General features: G+C 46.0%; 15 protein-coding genes. 3 read left to right on the top strand and 12 right to left on the bottom strand.

What is annotated here, in order from left to right; translation table 11 throughout:
* Positions 1–21 precede the first annotated feature (21 nt).
* The 3 genes from gorA to AC6R16_RS07685 all read right to left on the bottom strand — a co-directional run bounded on the left by gorA (position 22) and on the right by AC6R16_RS07685 (position 3,290).
* The gene (gorA, locus tag AC6R16_RS07695; RefSeq protein WP_004745525.1) at positions 22–1,377 is read right to left on the bottom strand and encodes a glutathione-disulfide reductase; all 1,356 of its coding nucleotides are present in this window, start codon (positions 1,375–1,377) and stop codon (positions 22–24) included.
* Positions 1,378–1,597: 220 nt separating this feature from the next.
* The gene (locus AC6R16_RS07690; RefSeq protein ID WP_004745524.1) at positions 1,598–2,296 is read right to left on the bottom strand and encodes a glutathione S-transferase family protein; all 699 of its coding nucleotides are present in this window, start codon (positions 2,294–2,296) and stop codon (positions 1,598–1,600) included.
* Between the two features lie 154 nt (positions 2,297–2,450).
* Positions 2,451–3,290, bottom strand: a complete 840-nt coding sequence (locus tag AC6R16_RS07685; RefSeq protein WP_500674036.1) for a 23S rRNA (adenine(2030)-N(6))-methyltransferase RlmJ — start codon at positions 3,288–3,290, stop codon at positions 2,451–2,453.
* Between the two features lie 217 nt (positions 3,291–3,507).
* Between AC6R16_RS07685 and prlC the strand changes: the two genes are divergently transcribed.
* Together prlC and AC6R16_RS07675 are read left to right on the top strand one after the other, a co-directional pair.
* Entirely contained in the window at positions 3,508–5,550 is a 2,043-nt protein-coding gene (gene prlC, locus AC6R16_RS07680; RefSeq protein WP_500674035.1) for an oligopeptidase A, read from the top strand.
* Positions 5,551–5,645: 95 nt separating this feature from the next.
* The gene (locus tag AC6R16_RS07675; protein ID WP_171325845.1) at positions 5,646–5,858 is read left to right on the top strand and encodes a hypothetical protein; all 213 of its coding nucleotides are present in this window, start codon (positions 5,646–5,648) and stop codon (positions 5,856–5,858) included.
* On the opposite strand, the gene AC6R16_RS07670 is transcribed toward AC6R16_RS07675, so the two are convergent.
* From AC6R16_RS07670 to AC6R16_RS07655, 4 genes are all read right to left on the bottom strand, one after another.
* Positions 5,855–6,307, bottom strand: a complete 453-nt coding sequence (locus AC6R16_RS07670; RefSeq protein ID WP_500674034.1) for a DoxX family protein — start codon at positions 6,305–6,307, stop codon at positions 5,855–5,857. The genes AC6R16_RS07675 and AC6R16_RS07670 overlap by 4 nt on opposite strands.
* Before the next feature lie 4 nt (positions 6,308–6,311).
* The gene (locus AC6R16_RS07665) at positions 6,312–7,094 is read right to left on the bottom strand and encodes an HvfC/BufC N-terminal domain-containing protein (RefSeq protein ID WP_500674033.1); all 783 of its coding nucleotides are present in this window, start codon (positions 7,092–7,094) and stop codon (positions 6,312–6,314) included.
* A complete protein-coding gene (bufB, locus tag AC6R16_RS07660; RefSeq protein ID WP_500674032.1) occupies positions 7,091–7,948 on the bottom strand; it encodes an MNIO family bufferin maturase in 858 nt (285 codons plus the stop codon). The genes AC6R16_RS07665 and bufB overlap by 4 nt, the downstream gene beginning before the upstream one ends.
* A 72-nt stretch (positions 7,949–8,020) precedes the next feature.
* Positions 8,021–8,281, bottom strand: coding sequence for a BufA1 family periplasmic bufferin-type metallophore (locus AC6R16_RS07655; RefSeq protein WP_004745517.1), 261 nt, complete (start codon positions 8,279–8,281; stop codon positions 8,021–8,023).
* Between the two features lie 326 nt (positions 8,282–8,607).
* Between AC6R16_RS07655 and uvrD the strand changes: the two genes are divergently transcribed.
* Positions 8,608–10,779, top strand: a complete 2,172-nt coding sequence (gene uvrD / locus AC6R16_RS07650; RefSeq protein WP_004745516.1) for a DNA helicase II — start codon at positions 8,608–8,610, stop codon at positions 10,777–10,779.
* Between the two features lie 74 nt (positions 10,780–10,853).
* Here uvrD and tpx read toward each other — a convergent pair whose 3' ends face one another.
* The 5 genes from tpx to rarD all read right to left on the bottom strand — a co-directional run bounded on the left by tpx (position 10,854) and on the right by rarD (position 16,691).
* The gene (gene tpx, locus AC6R16_RS07645; protein ID WP_500674031.1) at positions 10,854–11,351 is read right to left on the bottom strand and encodes a thiol peroxidase; all 498 of its coding nucleotides are present in this window, start codon (positions 11,349–11,351) and stop codon (positions 10,854–10,856) included.
* Between the two features lie 957 nt (positions 11,352–12,308).
* Positions 12,309–14,057, bottom strand: coding sequence for a gamma-glutamyltransferase (gene ggt / locus AC6R16_RS07640; RefSeq protein ID WP_494506078.1), 1,749 nt, complete (start codon positions 14,055–14,057; stop codon positions 12,309–12,311).
* A 107-nt stretch (positions 14,058–14,164) separates the two neighbouring features.
* Positions 14,165–14,836, bottom strand: a complete 672-nt coding sequence (locus AC6R16_RS07635) for a LysE family translocator (protein ID WP_500674030.1) — start codon at positions 14,834–14,836, stop codon at positions 14,165–14,167.
* Between the two features lie 73 nt (positions 14,837–14,909).
* Positions 14,910–15,704 carry an AraC family transcriptional regulator gene (locus AC6R16_RS07630; protein ID WP_500639361.1) on the bottom strand — a complete coding sequence of 265 codons (795 nt, stop codon included), beginning with the start codon at positions 15,702–15,704 and terminating at the stop codon, positions 14,910–14,912.
* Between the two features lie 72 nt (positions 15,705–15,776).
* The gene (gene rarD, locus AC6R16_RS07625) at positions 15,777–16,691 is read right to left on the bottom strand and encodes an EamA family transporter RarD (RefSeq protein ID WP_500674029.1); all 915 of its coding nucleotides are present in this window, start codon (positions 16,689–16,691) and stop codon (positions 15,777–15,779) included.
* Positions 16,692–16,808: the final 117 nt, after the last annotated feature.

Below are 16,808 nucleotides of genomic sequence, written 5' to 3'. Positions count from 1 at the left end.
TATTTAATATCACATCAGCGATTAACGCATGGTAACGAACTCTTCTGAGCCAGTCGGGTGGATGGCAACCACAGAATCGAAGTCTGCTTTAGTTGCGCCCATCTTCATCGCTACACCGAAGCCTTGAATCATCTCATCGACTGTGAAGCCGATGCCATGTAGGCCCACAACGGTTTCTTCTTCACCCGCGCAGACCAATTTCATCTTACATGGCTGACGGTGCTTAGTAACGGCAGTGTACATCGCGGTAAAGCCAGAGGTGTAAACTTTCACGTTGTCTTTGCCGTACTTCTCTTCCGCTTCTTGTGTCGTTAGACCAATGGTACCGATTGGTGGGTGGCTAAATACCACGGTAGGGACTAGGTTGTAGTCCATCTTCGCATTTGGCTTGTTGTTAAACAGGCGCTCAGATAACTGACGACCTGCTTTAACCGCAACAGGTGTGAGTTCGATACCACCTTCCATGATGTCGCCAACACAGTAGATACCTGGAACGTTAGTCGCTTGGAATTCATCGACCTTGATGTAACCGCGGTCGTTGGTTTCTACACCTGTTGAAGCTAGGTTGATTGCATCGGTTGCTGGGTGACGACCAATAGCCCAGATGAGTTGGTCAACGTTTTGCGTGTTGCCGTTCTCTAGGTGAAGAGTCAGGCTACCGTCTGCTTCTTTCACCACTTCTTTTGGAATAGAGTGAGTATGCAGTTTAGGCCCTTCAGCTTCCATTACTTCAACCAACGTTTCGATGATCATTGGATCAAAGCTACGTAGTGGCGACTCTTTACGTACGTAAAGGTGAGTTTCAGTGCCAAGTGCATTCAGTACACCTGCAATTTCTACTGCGATGTAACCAGCACCGATAACCGCGACGCGCTTTGGCTGCTCTTGTAAGTCGAAAAAGCCATTTGAGTCGATGCCGTATTCTGCACCTGGAATGTTAGGAATAGTCGGGCGTCCACCTACTGCAATTAGGATGTGGTCAGCGGTGTAATGTTCGCCATTCACTTCGACCGTTTTCTCGTCAACAAACTTAGCAAAGCCTTTGATGACATTAACCTTGTTGTTGCCCAGTACACGATCGTAAGACTGGTGAATACGACCAATGTAAGCCTGACGACTCTCTACGAGTTTGCTCCAATCAAAGCCTTTAACGTCAATGTCAAAGCCGTAATCTTCGGCGTATAGGTTCATTGCATCTGCAACTTGAGCACCGTGCCACATAACCTTTTTTGGTACGCAGCCTACGTTTACACAGGTGCCACCTAGGTCTTGAGCTTCGATAAGTGCAACTTTAGCGCCGTACATAGCTGCGCGGTTTGCTGATGCGATACCGCCAGAGCCACCGCCGATACAGATGTAATCAAAATGAGTCGCCATTACTTTCTCCAAGATTATTAATTTTTCTGATAACAATTACATTGGGGTGAAAGTGAACGAACTCAATATCACCAAAATGATTTGTTATTTATCCCACCCTCTATCATAAATCGAGTCTAGCCATTTCCTAAATGGGAAAAAGTGACATTTCTTATGACAAATAACGATGAATAGGTAGTAAAGCGGAATAAGGTGCTATTCCGCTTTATGTATGAAAGGCTTAATCGCAGCAGCTAGTAGGGCCACAGCAGCCTTGGGTTTGAATATCTTTTCCTTCACCTAGGTAAGTATTGGTGAGGTAAAAGCTGTGGAATTTATCTTCAAAGTCACTGGAAACGGTCTTTTCTACCAGACCAGTGTCTAATAGGTTACGCTGCCAAGCCTGCATTTTAGGTAAACCGCATAAGAAGTCGTACCCAGAATGCGCTTTTACGATGGCTGCTCGATGTAATAGTGGCAACCACGCCATATCGACATTGCTTAACTGGTTGGACTTAAAGAACTTATTGCCCTCACTGAGCTGATTTTCTGCTTTTCTAAACGCTGTTAGTAGTTTTCCTTCGCGTTGCTCAAAAGTCTCTTGGTCTTTACTACTCATCGTGCCGCATTGCGCAAGATAATGTTTAGAACCTAGGTAACTCCATGCTCGATCCAGCGCACGTTGCTCGTTGGTCACCCCCTGTTCAAGCGGGCCGTACTCATCTTCAATGTATTCAATGATGGCGTCTGATTCGAACAGAGCAGTTCCTGATTCTGTGACCATGACGGGTACCTGCCCATTAGGCGAGATATCTAAGAACCATTGTGGCTTGTTTTTTAGTTCGATGTATTCAATTTCATAAGGGATTTGCTTGGCTTCTAATGCCGCGGTGACACGTTGAACAAATGGACAAATTTTAAAGCTAACAATCTTAAGCATGGTGTTTTCCTTAATTAGTGGAGTATTTACACCTACTAAGACGATGGAGAAAAACAAAAGACGACATTTAATTTTAAAAATATCGAAATATTTTCTTTGCTCAATAAAAAAGGCGTAACCTCAATAGGTTACGCCCTTAAAAATTTAGTCCGATTTACTCTGGCACTATCCATTCGACTTTAAAGTGCCCAGTTGCTGGAGCAATGGCCTCTTTCAAGAAGGGGAGAATCTCGTTCATTTGGCTTTCTAGTTTCCACGGAGGGTTGATAACTATCATGCCTGATGCAGTCATACCACGCTCGTTGGTATCAGGGGTCACGCCTAGTTCTATTTGCAGTATCTTGCGAATGCCAAGACCTTCTAGGCCTTCAATCATATCTTCGATATCGCAGCGATTGACCACTGGGTACCAGATCGCGTAAATACCGGTCGCCCAACGTTTATGGCTTTGGTAAATCGCCTGTACCACGTCGCGATACTCTTTTGCTAGCTCGTAGGGCGGGTCAATCAAGACTAAGCCGCGACGCTCTTTAGGCGGTAAACTCGCTTTCAGACGCTTAAAGCCGTCTTCTTTATAGATGCTTACTTGGCGGTCACGATGAAACTCTTGTTCAAGTAACGGGTGATCGGCTGGGTGCAATTCGGTAAGAACCATGCGGTCTTGCTGGCGCAGGTGAGCACGAGCGACGCGTGGTGAGCCAGGGTAGTAACGCAGTGAGTCACCATTGTTAAGCGTTTTAATCGCCTCTAGATAGCTCTGAATATCTTCTGGAATATCATTTTGTCGCCAAACTCGGGCGATACCTTGCTTGTATTCACTGGTTTTCTCTGACCACTCGTGGGTTAAGTCATAACGACCAACACCTGAGTGAGTATCGTGATAAACAAACGGCTTTTCTTTCTGCTTCAGTGAGTTAAGAATAAGACTCTGAACGATATGTTTAATCACGTCTGCGTGGTTGCCGGCGTGAAAACTGTGGCGATAACTTAACAAAATGACACTCTCGAAATGGTCTTTAAACCATATTGAAGTTAGTACGAACGATTCGCCGATTATATACTCAGTGGCTTTGGGATGCTCGCATTTAGCAACAACTTAGCGAATCCCTTCTATTGAAAAATGACGACGCCACCTATATTTAATCTATAAGACGTTGAATATACTTAATAGACGAACCCGTCAGTTCGCTTGCCAATAAAAGGAATGATTTATGTCTAATCCACTTCTTAGCTTTACCGATTTGCCTCCATTTTCTCAGATCAAACCGGAACACGTTAAGCCAGCTGTTGAACAAGCGATTGCAGATTGCCGCGCTAAAATCGACAGCGTACTAGAGGGTAACAGTCAACCGACTTGGAACAGTGTGGTAGCGCCAATAGAAGAAGTGGATGACCGCTTAAGCCGTATTTGGTCACCAGTGAGCCATATGAACTCGGTGGTGAACAGCGATGAGCTACGCGAAGCCTACGAAAGTTGTCTGCCTCTGTTATCTGAGTATGGTACTTGGGTTGGGCAGCACAAAGGCCTATTTGAAGCCTACAAGGCAATCAAAGCGAGTGAAGAATTTGCCGCTTTGACTCAGGCACAAAAGAAAACCATCACTGATTCACTGCGTGACTTTGAGTTGTCAGGTATTGGTCTGCCTGCCGATGAGCAACATCGCTATGGTGAAATCAGCAAGCGTATGTCGGAGCTAGGCTCTAAGTTCTCTAACAATGTGCTCGATGCCACTATGGGTTGGACTAAGCATGTTGAAGATGAAGCGCAACTAGCAGGTATGCCAGAGTCTGCGTTGGCGGCAGCAAAAGCGGCAGCCGAAGCAAAAGAGCTTGATGGATACCTGCTGACTTTAGATATCCCTTCTTACCTGCCAGTAATGACCTACTGTGACAATCAAGAACTGCGCAAAGAGCTATACGAAGCGTATGTGACTCGTGCCTCGGATCGAGGTCCTAAAGCGGGCGAGTGGGACAACAGTGAGATCATCAATGAGCAATTAAAACTACGTCATGAAATCGCACGTATGTTGGGTTTCAATACCTACAGTGAAAAATCGCTTGCGACTAAGATGGCGGAAAACCCTTCTCAGGTTCTTAGCTTTTTAAATGATTTAGCGAGTAAGGCTAAGCCTCAAGGTGAGCGTGAAGTGGAAGAGTTGCGTCAATTTGCTAAGAGTGAGTTTGGCGTTGAAGCACTTAACCTTTGGGATATTGCTTACTACAGCGAGAAGCAAAAACAACATCTGTTCCAGATTTCTGATGAAGAGTTACGCCCTTACTTCCCTGAAGCAAAAGCGGTCAGTGGTCTATTTGAAGTGCTAAATCGTGTCTTCGGTATGACGGTCACTGAACGTGAAGGTGTTGATACTTGGCATGAATCGGTACGCTTCTTTGATATCTTTGATGCGGATAACAACCTACGCGGTAGCTTCTATCTTGATTTGTATGCTCGTGAACACAAGCGCGGTGGTGCTTGGATGGATGAGTGCCGCGTGCGCCGTAACAATGAAAATGGCGAGCTGCAAACACCAGTGGCGTACCTAACCTGTAACTTCAACCGTCCTGTCGGAGATAAACCGGCGCTGTTTACTCATGATGAGGTCGTGACTCTGTTCCACGAGTTTGGTCATGGTATTCACCATATGCTGACTCAAGTAGAAACGGGTGCAGTATCAGGTATCAATGGCGTGCCTTGGGATGCGGTAGAGCTGCCAAGTCAGTTCCTTGAGAACTGGTGTTGGGAAGAAGATGCGTTGGCGTTTATCTCTGGTCACTTTGAAACAGGCGAGCCATTGCCGAAAGAAATGTTAGAGAAGATGCTAGCAGCGAAAAACTTCCAGTCTGCGATGTTCATTCTTCGTCAGCTCGAGTTTGGTCTATTTGACTTTACTCTGCACACTGAGTTTGACCCAGAAGTTGGTCCACGTGTCTTAGATACACTGGCAGAGGTGAAGTCAAAAGTCGCGGTATTGCCAAGCTTAGAGTGGAACCGTTTCTCGCACAGCTTTAGTCACATCTTTGCTGGTGGTTACAGTGCAGGTTACTACAGCTACTTATGGGCAGAAGTGCTCTCTTCTGATGCATTCTCACGTTTTGAGGAAGAAGGCATTTTCAATACCGAAACCGGTCAAAGCTTCTTGAACAACATTCTTGAAATGGGTGGAAGTGAAGAACCGATGGAGCTGTTTAAACGCTTCCGTGGTCGTGAGCCGCAGATTGATGCGTTACTGCGTCATTCAGGCATTGCTGCCTAACTTGAAAGTAAGAATTTAATCAATTCAAAACCGCCCCTCTGATACAGAGTGGCGGTTTTTGTTATTATGCCTCCCATTAATTGCATGGAGGTTTTATGTTGTTGAACAAAGTTTTGTTAGGTGCTGGTTTAGCAGTGGTTATGTCAGGGTGTGCTGAACTAAAAGAGGCGGGAACGGCCATCGGTCACGCGACTCGTGACACCACAACAGCGATAGGTCATGCAACCCGTGACACAACCAAGGCGATCGGCCACGCATCACGAGATGCGGTTAACTCTGTCAAAGAAGACTTATCTTCAGAAGATTAGACAAGCTTACTACGCAGTACTTTATCGGCTGAGATAACACCAGGTCCCCAGACCACGACATTTAAGATCATTAAGCCCCATAACTGGTGATCATAAAAGCCTTTGTCCCAAAGTACGGGATAAGACACCACAGCGATAATGTTAAACACAAATAGGATCGCTGCCATTGGGCGTGAAAATAGTCCTAAAGCAAGAAAAACAGGCAAGATCAGTTCAGCGGCCGTTCCCATATAGGCGGCCATTTCCCAAGGTAAAATCGGAACCTGATACTCGTACTCAAATAGGAATAGGGTACTGTCCCATGAGGCTATCTTGGTTAGCCCAGAATTAAAGAATACCCAAGCTACCCAAAGTCGACAAAACAGTAGCAGTAGCGGGACAAAGCCAACTTGAAATTTGGCGACCCATTTATCATAGCTCTCGAGCATATTCTTAATGGCGCTGAACATATTATTATCCTTCTAATGTGGCGAGCGAAAAACCTGCCAGTAGGTCATGTTGATTGAGGAAGTCCAAATGGGCCAGTAGTGCTGGTGGGACTTCAGTGAGCATGCAGCCAGACAACAAATAATTAAGCAGTTCATAAGGCTCAGCGGTGAGAGCCAAAGTCCACACTCCGGTTTCTGCTGAGTAGGCAATAATCCCTTGTTCTGCTTGCTCTAAACTTAAACCATCAAAGTTGTTACTGTTGATGGCTTGATGGAGTGAGAACAGCGCGTAAGATGACTGAAACGCAATCACTCCGGGTTTCAGGTGCAATTGAATCTGGGGTTGCTGATCTTCTGCCACATGAGCAAGGTGAGCCAATGGCAGTAAATCGTCAGCGAGACTTATCTGATTCCCCAGCTGCTGAGCAAGGTCGATATGCCATTCGAAACGAGCCACTTCTAAGCTATAAGGCGCCGCTTCAATCACCGCCGGAAAGCGTTCGATAGTCTGTTCGAAATGTTCCCCATAGTGGCTGACATCCCCGGCTTGCAACGGGTAGTTAAGTACGTGTTGGCGGGCAACTTGCTCAAAGCACTCTTCCCCCCACAGGGCGTGTAGCATAGGGTAGGTTGCTTGCAGGACTTCACTCAGGCTGATGATGAAGTTATTGCGATAAATCTGCATTCTCTCATCGGCACTGAAAACATCGCTGCAAATATTGCAATCTTCACCAGAGGCTTGGTAGTGCAGCGCTTTGGCAAAGGTGCTTTGTAATTCACTTAGGGAAGGTGAAGCATTTGATGTCATGACACTTTCCTCTTCGCGGCTTGCCACTGATTGAGTTGCTCGCTAGCTTTGGCTGCTTCCGCGAGCAAGACTTCTGGCTGTGGAATATCGAGATCCCACTCAATCAAGGTATGTCTTTCGCCATAGTGTTCTAACCAGAATTGATACAGTTGCCACACTTCATCACTGACAGGGCGACTATGGGTGTCGATCCACACTTCACCCTTTTCGAGCTGCTTGACAGTAAAACCTGCCAAATGAATTTCATCCACTGCCTCGGCTGGAATTGAAGCTAAATAATGGTGGCTATCAAAGCCATGGTTAAATGCGGAGACATGAATATTGTTTAGGTCCAACAGTAGCCGACAATCAGTGCGCTTTTGGACTTCGGTTAAAAAATCCCACTCACTAATCGTCGAGTGATTGAACTTCACATAGCTGGACGGGTTTTCAATCAGCATTGGTCGTTGCAGCGTATCTTGAACCTCAAGCACGTTGCGGCAAAAGATCGCTAAGGCTTCTTCAGTGTAAGGCAATGGCAGCAAATCATTGAAGTAATGGCCACCATTTTCACTCCAGCTTAAATGATCAGAAACCAGAAAAGGGTTTATCTCACTGATTAGAGCTTGCAGCTGTTTGAGGTGACGACGGTTAACGCGTTCAACACTGCCTAATGATAGCCCGATACCGTGACAGCTAATTTGATAGTCGTTAGCAAGCTTACGTAGAGTTTGACGTGGTGCCGAATAGGGCTGGAAGTAGTTTTCACTATGGATTTCGAGCCATGACAGTGATGGTTTCTCTTGGCTGAAATAATCTAGGTGCGGTGAACGTAATCCCACCCCGACTTTATTATGAAAATGATCTGCATTCACTGGGCGTTCCTTGAAAGTAGAAGCGGCAGAAGTAAGGCGGCCGATTGAGCCTCAGGCCGCCTAAAATTTTTATTATGAAGATTGAGTGCTGCCGCCTGTTAGCTTGCCACATAGACCTTTTGGTACGACTACGAAAGCATCCGTTTGGTTATCTTCTTTTGATGTACCTGCACATGAGCTGGTTTTAGTTGCACAGTCATTTTTACCTGCTTTTGCAACGCCGTAGCATTTTTCTTTCTCTGCTGCGACCGCTGGAGCAGCCGTTAACATTGTGCCACCAAGAGCAATTAAACCAGTAACAGCGGCAGTAACAGCAAGATTAGACTTTTTCATAGTAATTTCCTCAGACTTTATTCCTTTACTTTATGTGGGCAAGCGAATCATGAAGTAATTCATCAACTTGCTTAATTAAAAGGATAGAAAAGCTGCTTAAAAACTTTCAAAAAAATTATATGAAATGGCGATTTAATTACTTTTGATTATGTAACTGTTTGATTTAACTAATTTTTAACAAGGCATTTTTTTCTTATTTTTTATATGAATGCTGCTTATTGGATGGGAAATGCGTATTTTCACTGCCTAATATCTGCACCTAGCATCTTGAGGTCACTCGGGTATAATGCCATTTCATGTATAGATAACCAGTAGCTGAGCACACAATGGATCCTTCCTTACTTCTCGATGGTCTGAATGACAAGCAGCGTGAAGCCGTTGCTGCACCACTAGAAAACTTACTTGTATTGGCTGGCGCAGGCAGTGGTAAAACACGTGTGCTAGTGCATCGTATTGCGTGGTTGATGTCTGTTGAGCAAGCTTCGCCGTTCTCCATTATGTCGGTGACCTTCACCAATAAAGCGGCGGCGGAAATGCGCGGGCGTATTGAAGAGCTAATGATGGGTAGCGCTTCGGGCATGTGGAACGGTACATTCCATGGTATCTGTCATCGAATTCTTCGTGCTCACTATCTGGATGCCAAATTACCTGAAGATTTTCAGATCATAGATACAGACGATCAGCAGCGCTTATTGCGTCGTTTGATTAAAGCGCAAAACCTTGATGAAAAACAGTGGCCAGCGCGTCAGGTTAGTTGGTGGATCAATGGCAAAAAAGATGAAGGTCTACGCCCGAATCATATAGATGCTTATCATGATCCCGTTACTAAAACTTACTTGCAGCTTTATACGGCTTATCAAGAAGCTTGTGATCGAGCTGGTCTGGTCGATTTTGCTGAAATCCTGCTTCGTGCTCATGAGTTATTGCGTGATAACAAGTTTGTTCGAGAGCACTATCAAGCGCGCTTCAAACATATCTTGGTCGACGAATTCCAAGACACCAACAATATTCAGTACGCTTGGTTACGCATGATGGCGGGACCTGACTCTCATGTCATGATTGTGGGTGATGACGATCAGTCCATCTATGGTTGGCGCGGAGCAAAAATCGAGAACATTGAGAAATTCACCCGAGAGTTTCCAAGCGTTAACACCATTCGTCTTGAGCAAAATTATCGCTCAACAAAAACCATCCTAGAGGCGTCGAACACCCTGATTGCCAATAATACTGAGAGAATGGGTAAAGAGCTGTGGACGGACGGCGCGGAAGGTGAGCCAATTTCTGTTTACTCTGCCTATAACGAGTTGGATGAAGCTCGCTTTGCCGTGAATAAGATAAAAGAATGGCAAGATAAAGGCGGAGCGCTGAATGATGCCGCTATGCTGTATCGAAATAACGCCCAGTCACGTGTACTAGAGGAAGCGTTGATTCAGGCAGGCTTACCTTATCGTATCTATGGTGGTATGCGATTCTTCGAACGCCAAGAAATCAAAGATGCACTTAGCTATTTGCGCTTAATGGCTAATCGTAACGATGACGCGGCTTTTGAGCGAGTGGTGAACACGCCAACTCGTGGCTTAGGGGATAAAACGCTAGAGACGATTCGTTTTGCTGCGCGCGATCGCGGTTGCACCATGTGGGAAGCTAGCGTTGCGCTCCTTGATGAAAAAGTCTTAGCTGGTCGTGCTGCTGGAGCTTTAAGCCGCTTCGTTGAATTGGTTAACGCGTTAGAAGATGACACATGTGAGTTGTCATTGCATGAGCAAACCGACCACGTCATCAAGTACTCAGGCTTGTTCGCTATGTACGAGCAAGAAAAAGGCGAGAAGTCTAAAGCTCGCATTGAGAACTTGGAAGAGCTGGTAACGGCAACCCGCCAGTTTGAAAAGCCAGAAGAAGCGGAAGAAATGACCCTACTGACGGCTTTCTTGACTCATGCCGCGTTGGAAGCGGGTGAAGGTCAGGCTGACGAGTTTGAAGATGCCGTTCAGCTTATGACACTGCACAGCGCAAAAGGTCTAGAGTTCCCGCTTGTGTTTATGGTCGGTGTGGAAGAAGGCATGTTCCCAAGCCAGATGTCTGCGGAAGAAGCAGGGCGTTTGGAAGAGGAGCGCCGCCTTTGTTATGTGGGCATGACGCGAGCAATGGAAAAACTCTACATCACCTATGCAGAGATGCGCCGTTTATACGGTCAGGATAAGTACCATAAGCCATCCCGTTTTATTCGTGAATTGCCAGAGACCTGTCTTGATGAAGTGCGTATGAAAGCGCAGGTGAGTCGTCCGGCAAGCTCAGGTCGCTTTAGCCAGACTGTGGTTAAAGAGAGTTTCAATGAAACTGGCTTTAGTTTGGGCTCACGAGTTATGCACCCTAAGTTTGGTGAGGGTACCATTATCAACTTTGAAGGCAGTGGTCCACAAAGTCGCGTACAAGTCGCCTTTAACGGTGAAGGTATCAAATGGTTAGTCACTGCTTATGCGAAGCTAGAAACGCTGTAAGTACATTACTTCCTACATGTTCAATTTCATACAAAAAGAGCTGCCACAGGGCAGCTCTTCTTTTTGAACACAATTTATAGTGATGCTAGTGCGGCATCATAGTTTGGTTCTTCAGTGATTTCTGCTACGAGCTCACTGTGAGTAATCAGGCCTTCTTCATTTACACACACTACGGCACGGGCTGTTAAGCCTGCAAGTGCACCTTCTGAGATGGCGACACCATAAGCTTGAGCAAATTCTGGAGAGCGAAATGTTGAAGCGTGTTGCACGCCTTCAATGCCTTCCAATTCACAGAAGCGAGCTGCGGCAAACGGCAGGTCAGCTGAGATACACAGTACAACCGTATTGTCTCTGCTTGCCGCTTTCTCATTAAACGCGCGTACGCTTTGCGCGCATACTGGGGTATCAATGCTAGGAAAGATATTCAGAATGACTTGTTTGCCTTTCAGTGAACCAAGAGTCAGTTCAGAAAGATCGCCTGCGGTGAGAGAAAATGCACTGGCTTGAGATCCCTTCGCAGGAAAAGAGCCAGAAACAGGTACAGCAGCGCCTTGAAAAGTAACTTGTGACATGAAAATAGTCCTTATTTTACGTGTGGTTATGAAACTAGGTGAATTTCATGCTAAACACATTACGTACAAGTGGCGAAAAAGTGAACTGTCAAAGTGTGAATTTTTATGTAACTAGGGGATTGGTTCAATTCAGGTTGGATTAGGTAAAGAAAAACCCCGAGGGCGTGAGCCCATCGGGGTTATAGTCTTACTCGCAGCAATCCGGCTACTATAGGTGCTCCATGCATCTAATCCTTGATAGTATGCTGACGTCCTTCAGCTTAGTCCATTCATCGCCATCCTAGCGGTGTCCTTGACCCTATCCTGGTCTGCTAACAATCCTCGTTAGCTCACTTCGCTTGTTCCTTGAGCGGTGTCCTTTTCATCGTCCTGATGATAAGTCCTTTCCTCGTCCAGAGGTGTCCATTTCCCATCCTTAGTAGCAACCATCCTAGTTACTATTGCGTCCGTTCAATGTCCAATTCGCTTTCCATGCCGATTACTCATCCTAAGCAACCGTATCTTCTTCCTGAAGATTACCTAATCCGTGGCAATTTCCTGTTCCGTGTCAGCATCCTTCCGACACCATTCATATTACTCGTCTAACGAATTTGAGCAATATAAGGCAAACGTTTTTCTACATAAAAATTCGTTTATGTTTTATACATATTATTATAAAACAATTGCTTAGGTTTCTTTGTTTACATTTTTCTCAGCCAAAAAGCTATTTTTACTCACTTGCTTGTGAGAGATCTCGCACAAGCAAGTGAGTCGATCTACGCTTATAAATCTCAGCTCGGGATAAGAAAGTCGACGCTATATATGCGAGTCACTTACTTTTTGGGTGAGTCAGTGCGGTTATTTCAGATGCATAACAAGGCAAAATCATAAGTCCATAGCTTGTCTATGGCGGTGATTTTAACGCGGTTAGGCGCTGAAAGAGCGGTACTGACTGGCTTAGATTATCCCGAGCTGAGGTTACTTACCGATTGCTGTACCTTCTCGTCGTGGATCAGCGGCGCCTTGCAATTGGTTATCTTGCAGTAAAATCGCGTGTAATCCTGAGTTCAGATCGCGAACATTGACCTTAAAGCCCATTTCCTCTAGTTGAGGTTTGAATTTTTCCGCGCTAGTACCTTGCTCTACGTCTAAAGTGCCGAAACGGTTCAACAGATGAGGTTGGTTGGTTGCTTGCTGAATATCCATTCCCCATTGAGTGTGGGCAATAATAGCTTGTGCGACATAACCAATAATACGACTGCCGCCCGGTGAGCCAATAGCCATATATGGTTTGTCATCTTGCATGATGATGGTTGGTGCCATTGATGAACGTGGACGTTTTCCTGGTTCTAAACGGTTCGCAATCGGCTTACCTTCTTTATGAGAGCGGAAAGAGAAATCGGTCAGCTCATTGTTGAGTAGGAAGCCATTGGTCATCAAGCGTGAGCCAAATGCATTCTCAATCGTTGTGGTGATGGAAACCACATTGCCTTGTTTATCGACCACATTGAAGTGGCTGGTTGAAGGTAGCTCGATGGATTCATCCATGCTTTGACGCTGTGCATAGCTCCAAGGTGGGCTACCTGCACTCACTGACTCTAGTGCTTTACCCGGTTGAATGAGTTGTGCGCGCTGCTTTAGATACTCTTTATCGAGTAGACCTTGGGTTGGCATTGGCACAAAGTCTTCATCTGCCATGTACATACCGCGATCGGCAAAGGCTAAGCGAGATGCGTCTGCAATCACTTGCCATGATTTTGCATTATCGGGCCCCCAAGACTTGAGGTCGAAACTCTCGGTAATAGATAAGATCTGGCCAACAGTCAGAGCACCTGAACTTGGCGGCCCCATTCCACAGACATCAAAGCTTTGGTAAGCCGAGCACACCGCGTCTCTTTGCTTAATTGAGTACGCATCAAAGTCTTTCTGGGCGAGTACCCCTGGGTTACCGGCGGCACTCTGCACTGTTTCGATAATATCTTCAGCGATTTCACCTTGATAAAAAGCTTGCGCGCCACCTTTAGCAATCGCAGTGAGTGTTGCCGCATACTCTGGGTTTTTAAGTAAGGTACCCGCCGTTTTAGGTGAGCCATCTGGATTGAAGAAGTAAGCTTTCGTGGTGGCAAAGCGGCTTAGACGCTCGGCATCTTTCTCTATTAGTGTCGCTAGGCGTGGACTGATCTCAAAGCCTTGTTTGGCAACGTTGACAACTGGCTGGATAAGATCTGCCCAAGCAAGTTTGCCGTATTTTTGGTGTGTATCCCACATCAACTTGACGGTACCCGGCGTACCTACTGATCGTCCGCCTACCACTGCGTCGTAAAACTTCAGTGGTTCGCCATTGACGTCTTGGAATAGACGAGGTGTCGCATCGAGTGGAGCTGTTTCTCGGCCGTCATACGTGGTGAGTTGCTGATTTTTGGCGTCCCAATAGACAAGGAACGCGCCACCACCAATACCTGAAGATTGTGGTTCAACCAAACCTAGCATTAGCTGGGTGGTGACCATAGCATCAATCGCGTTACCCCCTTTGGCAAGAATATCTGCGCCCGCTTGGGTAGCGATTGGGTTCGCTGCAGTCACCATCCACTCTTTGGCGGTGACCAATTGTTTGTTCTCTAGGCCACTACTGTGCTCGGGCGCTACAGAATCGGCTGCTTGGTTGGCCCAAGTTGTTGCTGACGTTGCAAGCAAACATGTGGTTAGAAATTTGAGTTTCCACTGCATCTTGTTCTCCTTTTTTTATGCAGATCAAGAGTGACAGTGGAAGAGGTTTAGGTCTAAGGGTTTGTTATCAAATTGTAATCTTGAATCAAATTTTAGACACCAATGGATTAAAACAGAGCAGTGATCGCCGTGGTAGATTGCCAAAGAATGCCAAGTCCAAGCACGGTAAACAGGATGCCGCATAACCCATCAACGTAGTGGGCTGTCGCTTTTATCTTGCGTTGCATACGTTGCGTGGAGAGAGCCCAGGCGAGAAAGGAAAACCACAGTAATGAGATACTCCATAAGATCATCAGTGCCACCCCCTTTCCGGTTAGTGACATGCTGGCTGGTACAAGGCTCGACATAAGGCTGACAAAAAACACCAGTGCTTTGGGGTTAAGGATGTTGGTTGCAAAGCCGCGCGAAAAAGCTTGGCGTTTGTTGCCGAGGAGCAGGCTTGGCTGCTCTGCAGAAGCGCTTTCTTTTACTTTCGCGTTACGCAAACTCGCCCAGCTCGCTTTAAGCGCACCAAAGCCTAAGTAGAAAAGGTAGCTACCGCCAGCGAGCTGAAGCAAAGCAAACAGAGTTGGCTGTTGGTGAACCAGATAGCTGATGCCAGTTAGGCTAAGAATGGAGTGTAGTAAGATGCCACACGAAAGACCCAAAGCAATATACAACCCAGTTTGACGACCATAGCGTGTCGCATTCTGTACCACTAAGGCAAAATCAGGGCCTGGACTCATAAGAGCAACAAAGTGAACCACGGCTAAGGTGGTGAGGATAGTTATTTCGTTCATCGGACTCGATTGATGATTTTAGATAGCTTTAGTGTGCTATGGATTGCCTGTGAAAGATTGTAAAAAATTGACACTAGCTAATTTGCGAAGGATTAACGCCGTAAGTGGACTTAAACGCTTTGCTAAAATGGGCCTGATCATAGAAACCTACTTGATATGCCACTTCAGTTCCGCTCACTCCGGATCTAAGCAGTTTCATTCCTTGCTCCATGCGCAGACGGCTCAGCCATGCGTAGGGGGTTAAGCCGACTTTGGCTTTAAAATGGCGTTGAAACTGGGTTGGGCTCAGCTCACACAGCTGTGACAGTTGCTCTAATCGTACTGGCTGATCGAGATTGTCTAACAGATACTCTTTTAAGGTAGCCATAGATTGGTTACCTAAAGGGACTGCGCGCTTTTGCTCTAAACTGCCGTAGTGGCTAAACAGGCGTTCAAATCCTTCGTAAGGTAAGCAATCTTTTGCCAGTTGGCTGATGTTATTGTCTGTTAGCAATTGGTGCAATTGAGAAAGGGGCTGAAACACTTTCTGATCAGAAATAATCAGTTGCTTGAAATGAAGTAAGTCACTCGGTTGCTTTAGCTGAGCAAGGTCGCTAAACCACTCAGGGTCAAGTGCAAACACTCGGGTTTGATAACCGGACTCCAACATGGATTTTCCATCATGCAGTTCATCAGGGGGCATGATGACTAATTGCCCTTCACCAACATGATGGCTAGCACCTTTATAGTGGAACTTTTGTTGTCCACCCGTGATAAGACCAATATGAAAATCAAGATGATAGTGGCGTGAAAAAGCGAACGACTGATAGTTCGCTTCAATCAGGCTGATCTCTTTGTTCTCAGTACTGTGGTAATTGACCTTATCCATAAAACTAAAAAAGCTTGATGAGTTTTTCATCAAGCTTATATGTGGGTAAGCGATTTGTCTTGTAAAAAACGATCAGTGTGCTTTTGTCGCTTTCTTCGATTGTCTGTTATTGGTTAGGCCGTCAAAACTGAAGATAACTAAAGCGCCCCAAATAAAGGCGAAGGTAATCGCTTTATCGAGAGTGAAAGCTTCGCCATATACAAGTACGGCGAGCAAAAACATCAAGCTAGGGCCTATGTACTGGAAGAAGCCTAAAGTCGATAGCTTTAAGCGTGTTGCTGCGCCAGTAAAACAAAGGAGCGGCAAGGTCGTGACGATACCTGCTGAAATGAGTAGTAAATTCAGGTCGAGCGGATTCTCGGTCAAGTGTGACGTTGGGCTGTCAGCAATCCACAGCAAGTAGATAGCTGCGGCTGGAAGTAGCACCAAAGTTTCTATAAACAGGCCAGTTTGAGCTTCAAGGCTGACTTTTTTACGTAATAGGCCGTAGAAACCAAAAGTCAGCGCCAAAGTGATCGCAACAATCGGGATTGAGCCAAACACAAACAGTTGGACCAACACTCCACAAGCGGCGAGTGCGACGGCAAACCACTGTAGTTTACGTAACCTTTCTCCCAAAAAGAGCATCCCCAACAGCACGTTAATCAACGGGTTGATGTAGTAACCCAGACTGGCGTCGAGCATATGATCGGAGTTCACCGCCCAGATGAATATCAGCCAGTTAGCGCCAACTAAAACCGCAGTGGTCACTAAATAAAGCAGCTTCTGTTTCGACTTGATCACGTCGCGAACATTACGCCAACGACGACCAAAGTGAAGCAGGGCAGCGAGTAAGAAGAAAGACCACACAACGCGGTGACTTAAAATCTCTAATGGGGAGACTTCGGCCAAAGCCTTGAAGTAGATTGGTGCGATGCCCCACATGGTGTATGCCCCAATGGCAAGAAAGACACCCTGTTTCGCTCGCTGTTGTTCTTCTGGAGTCATTTATCTTTACTCGATCATAATTTTTACAAATTGAAACAAGCAGTATAAGGAGCATAATCCGATTCACCTAACAATTTGCGGTTTTATTCACCTTTAAACCCCACTACAATGTGCCTC

Source organism: Vibrio sp. R10-SG3-ISO10, assembly GCF_059834185.1.
This window is presented reverse-complemented; position numbering and strand designations above follow the sequence as displayed.